Consider the following 5,306-nt stretch of genomic DNA (forward strand, 5'->3'; position numbering starts at 1 on the left):
GTCCCAGTGAGATCTCATCTTGGGAGGGGCTTCCCGCTTAGATGCTTTCAGCGGTTATCCTGTCCGAACGTGGCTACCCGGCAATGCCATTGGCATGACAACCGGAACACCAGAGGTTCGTCCACTTCGGTCCTCTCGTACTAGAAGCAGCTTCCCTCAAATCTCAAACGCCCACGGCAGATAGGGACCGAACTGTCTCACGACGTTCTGAACCCAGCTCGCGTACCACTTTAAATGGCGAACAGCCATACCCTTGGGACCTGCTTCAGCCCCAGGATGTGATGAGCCGACATCGAGGTGCCAAACACCGCCGTCGATATGAACTCTTGGGCGGTATCAGCCTGTTATCCCCGGCGTACCTTTTATCCGTTGAGCGATGGCCCTTCCATACAGAACCACCGGATCACTAAGACCTACTTTCGTACCTGCTCGACTTGTCCGTCTCGCAGTCAAGCACCCTTATGCCTTTGCACTCATTGCCTGATTTCCGACCAGGCTGAGGGTACCTTCGTGCTCCTCCGTTACTCTTTGGGAGGAGACCGCCCCAGTCAAACTACCCACCAGACACTGTCCCTAACCCGGATCACGGGTCGAGGTTAGAACTCCAAACATACCAGGGTGGTATTTCAAGGATGGCTCCACAAGAACTGGCGTTCCTGCTTCACAGCCTCCCACCTATCCTACACAAGTAGGTTCAAAGTCCAGTGTCAAGCTATAGTAAAGGTGCACGGGGTCTTTCCGTCTAGCCGCGGGTACACTGCATCTTCACAGCGATTTCAATTTCACTGAGTCCCAGGTGGAGACAGTGTGGCCATCGTTACGCCATTCGTGCAGGTCGGAACTTACCCGACAAGGAATTTCGCTACCTTAGGACCGTTATAGTTACGGCCGCCGTTTACTGGGGCTTCGATCAAGAGCTTCTCCGAAGATAACCCCATCAATTAACCTTCCAGCACCGGGCAGGCGTCACACCCTATACGTCCACTTTCGTGTTTGCAGAGTGCTATGTTTTTGCTAAACAGTCGCAGCCACCGATTTTTTGCAACCGCCTTACGCTCCATCCGCGAGGGACTTCACTTATCAACGGCATACCTTCTCCCGAAGTTACGGTATCATTTTGCCTAGTTCCTTCACCTGGGTTCTCTCAAGCGCCTTAGAATTTTCATCCCACCCACCTGTGTCGGTTTAGGGTACGGCCACTATTAACCTGAAGCTTAGAGGTTTTTCTTGGAAGCAGGGCATCTATCACTTCGCGTTTCTTTCGAGACACTCGTCATCACATCTCAGCATAAAGTATCCCGGATTTGCCTAAGACACCTGCCTACTTGCTTAAACGGCCACTTCCAACCGACCGCTGATATAGCCTTCTCCGTCACCCCATCGCAGTTAATACTGGTACAGGAATATTAACCTGTTTTCCATCGACTACGCTTTTCAGCCTCGCCTTAGGTGCCGACTAACCCTGCGTCGATTAACGTTGCGCAGGAAACCTTGGGTTTACGGCGAGGGGGTTTTTCACCCCCTTTATCGTTACTTATGTCAGCATTCGCACTTCCGATACCTCCAGCCGACTTCTCAATCGACCTTCGCAGGCGTACGGAACGCTCCTCTACCACTCACGCATAGCGTGAATCCGTAGCTTCGGTACTATGCTTAGCCCCGGTGAATCTTCCGCGCAGACCGACTCGACCAGTGAGCTATTACGCTTTCTTTAAAGGGTGGCTGCTTCTAAGCCAACCTCCTGGCTGTCTGTGCCTTTCCACATCGTTTCCCACTGAGCATAGATTTGGGGACCTTAGCTGACGGTCTGGGCTGTTTCCCTTTTCACGACGGACCTTATCACCCGCCGTGTGTCTCCCGTGCTGAAACTTGCTGGTATTCGGAGTTTGCATCGGGTTGGTAACCCGGGATGGGCCCCTAGCCGAAACAGTGCTCTACCCCCAGCAGTTATACACGAGGCGCTACCTAAATAGCTTTCGAGGAGAACCAGCTATCTCCGAGCTTGATTAGCCTTTCACTCCGATCCACAACTCATCCCCTACCTTTTCAACGGGAGTGGGTTCGGTCCTCCAGTCAGTATTACCTGACCTTCAACCTGGTCATGGATAGATCGCCCGGTTTCGGGTCTACACCTTGCGACTGAACGCCCTATTAAGACTCGGTTTCCCTACGCCTCCCCTATTCGGTTAAGCTTGCCACAAAATGTAAGTCGCTGACCCATTATACAAAAGGTACGCAGTCACCCCACGAAGGGGCTCCTACTGCTTGTACGCATACGGTTTCAGGTTCTATTTCACTCCGCTCTCCGCGGTTCTTTTCGCCTTTCCCTCACGGTACTGGTTCACTATCGGTCAGTAAGGAGTATTTAGCCTTGGAGGATGGTCCCCCCATATTCAGTCAACGTTTCACGTGCGCCGACCTACTCGATTTCATGCTGAAGACGTTTTCGTGTACGGGGCTATCACCCTGTATCGCCGGACTTTCCAGACCGTTCCACTAACGTCATCAACACTTAAGGGCTGGTCCCCGTTCGCTCGCCACTACTAAGGGAATCTCGGTTGATTTCTTTTCCTCCGGGTACTTAGATGTTTCAGTTCTCCGGGTTCGCTTCAGTGAGCTATGTATTCACTCAAAGATGACGAGGTTATCCTCGCCGGGTTTCCCCATTCAGACATCTCCGGATCACAGGCTGTTTGCCGCCTCCCCGAAGCTTTTCGCAGGCTACCACGTCTTTCATCGCCTCTTACTGCCTAGGCATTCACCGTATGCGCTTATTCACTTGACCATATAACCCGAATACGTCTGCTTTCACTCGGCTTTTGATTGTAATCTCCGGCTTTGCTAGGCTTACTATTTAAGTTATTTGTCAGCTGACATGTTCGCTGATGTTGCTTGAGAACGATTTACTGTTTACTTTCCGCGCTTATCTTTCGATAATCGCTTCTGTAAACTGTAACTCGTTTCAGTTTTGATCGTTTCCGATCAAGACTTGGTTACAGATTTCCATATTGTTAAAGAGCGTATTGATCCGAGGATCAATTCTATAAAGCCTGCTACCAAGCGTTATAGAGCTGATCGCCTTCACGGATACGTTAGACGCGGAGCTAGGTTTGCTTCTGGCTAGTGGTGGAGCCAGGGAGGATCGAACTCCCGACCTCCTGCGTGCAAGGCAGGCGCTCTCCCAGCTGAGCTATGGCCCCGAAAACAGTCAAAAGACTAAAGCCGAAACCGTCAAGATCAAAACAGCAGTTCGACGGATGTCTTTTGCGTGTTCAGTTGCCTTGTTGCTTTCGTCTTGCTTTTCGCGTTGGTGGGTCTGGGAGGATTTGAACCTCCGACCTCACCCTTATCAGGGGTGCGCTCTAACCAACTGAGCTACAGACCCAGGTGCGTCTTTCAATCGAAATAATTTGTTGTGGATACGTGTAACGGGATTCTGTCTTTGTAAGGAGGTGATCCAGCCCCAGGTTCCCCTAGGGCTACCTTGTTACGACTTCACCCCAGTCATGAATCACAAAGTGGTAAGCGCCCTCCCGAAGGTTAAACTACCTACTTCTTTTGCAACCCACTCCCATGGTGTGACGGGCGGTGTGTACAAGGCCCGGGAACGTATTCACCGCGGCATTCTGATCCGCGATTACTAGCGATTCCGACTTCATGCAGTCGAGTTGCAGACTGCAATCCGGACTGGGACCGGCTTTGTGGGATTTGCTTGACCTCACGGTTTCGCTGCCCTCTGTACCGGCCATTGTAGCACGTGTGTAGCCCTACCCATAAGGGCCATGATGACTTGACGTCGTCCCCACCTTCCTCCGGTTTATCACCGGCAGTCTCCCTAGAGTTCCCGCCATGACGCGCTGGCAACTAAGGATAAGGGTTGCGCTCGTTACGGGACTTAACCCAACATTTCACAACACGAGCTGACGACAGCCATGCAGCACCTGTCTCTCGGTTCCCGAAGGCACCAAGTCATCTCTGACAAGTTCCGAGGATGTCAAGGGTAGGTAAGGTTCTTCGCGTTGCATCGAATTAAACCACATGCTCCACCGCTTGTGCGGGCCCCCGTCAATTCATTTGAGTTTTAGCCTTGCGGCCGTACTCCCCAGGCGGTCAACTTAATACGTTAGCTCCACTACTAAGTTCTTGAAGAACCCAACAGTTAGTTGACATCGTTTACGGCGTGGACTACCAGGGTATCTAATCCTGTTTGCTACCCACGCTTTCGTACCTCAGCGTCAGTTTGAGTCCAGAGAGCCGCCTTCGCCACTGGTGTTCCTTCAGATCTCTACGCATTTCACCGCTACACCTGAAATTCCACTCTCCTCTACTCAACTCTAGTGACCCAGTATCAAATGCAGTTCCCAGGTTAAGCCCGGGGCTTTCACATCTGACTTAAATCACCGCCTACGCACGCTTTACGCCCAGTAATTCCGATTAACGCTTGCACCCTCCGTATTACCGCGGCTGCTGGCACGGAGTTAGCCGGTGCTTCTTGTATGGGTAATGTCAGTCTACCGGGTATTAACCGATAGGTATTCCTTCCCATTGAAAGTGCTTTACAACCCTCAGGCCTTCTTCACACACGCGGTATTGCTGGATCAGGCTTTCGCCCATTGTCCAATATTCCCCACTGCTGCCTCCCGTAGGAGTCTGGGCCGTGTCTCAGTCCCAGTGTGGCTGATCATCCTCTCAGACCAGCTACGGATCGTCGCCTTGGTAGGCCTTTACCCCACCAACTAGCTAATCCGACATAGGCTCATCTATTAGCGCAAGGCCCGAAGGTCCCCTGCTTTCATCCGTAGATCGTATGCGGTATTAGCGTGAGTTTCCCCACGTTGTCCCCCACTAATAGGCAGATTCCTATGCATTACTCACCCGTCCGCCACTCATCAAAGGTGCAAGCACCTTATCAGCGTTCGACTTGCATGTGTTAAGCATACCGCCAGCGTTCAATCTGAGCCATGATCAAACTCTTCAGTTTAATTTTGGTTTGCCGCTAAGAAAGATTAGCGACCAATCTTGACTCGATTACAGAACGTAATTTATAAGCTTAAATTGACGTGGTCTGTACCGATAATTTCTAACAGAAACGTATCGCTACACATACCCACACAAATTATTTCGATTCAGTTTGTTAAAGAGCCAGAGCATCTCGCCCTGTTGAGCCGACATATTCTACAGCAATCAGAAACCATGTCAACCACTTTTTTCAGCGACTTTCGATTCAAACTCTCCAAATCGAAACCACCAATCTGCCAACCTCCCAAAACAACAGGACCAGCAAGCCCATCACCACCAACCCAAGA

1 protein-coding gene, 2 tRNA genes and 2 rRNA genes are annotated in these 5,306 nt (G+C 51.2%); all 5 read right to left on the minus strand.

The genetic code is table 11. From position 1 onward, the window contains the following. Positions 1-2,785, minus strand: a 23S ribosomal RNA gene (locus NP603_RS21535); the annotation flags it as partial. Positions 2,786-3,124: 339 nt separating this feature from the next. Next, positions 3,125-3,200 (minus strand) — tRNA-Ala (locus NP603_RS21540). 108 nt (positions 3,201-3,308) lie between these two features. Further along, a tRNA-Ile gene (locus NP603_RS21545) sits at positions 3,309-3,385 on the minus strand. 60 nt (positions 3,386-3,445) lie between these two features. Then, positions 3,446-4,981 (minus strand): 16S ribosomal RNA (locus NP603_RS21550). A 145-nt stretch (positions 4,982-5,126) separates the two neighbouring features. Further along, the coding region (locus tag NP603_RS21555; RefSeq protein WP_256612924.1) for a hypothetical protein at positions 5,127-5,306 on the minus strand (180 nt) is incomplete at its 5' end.

This window comes from Methylomonas aurea, assembly GCF_024505045.1.
GTDB lineage: Bacteria > Pseudomonadota > Gammaproteobacteria > Methylococcales > Methylomonadaceae > Methylomonas > Methylomonas aurea.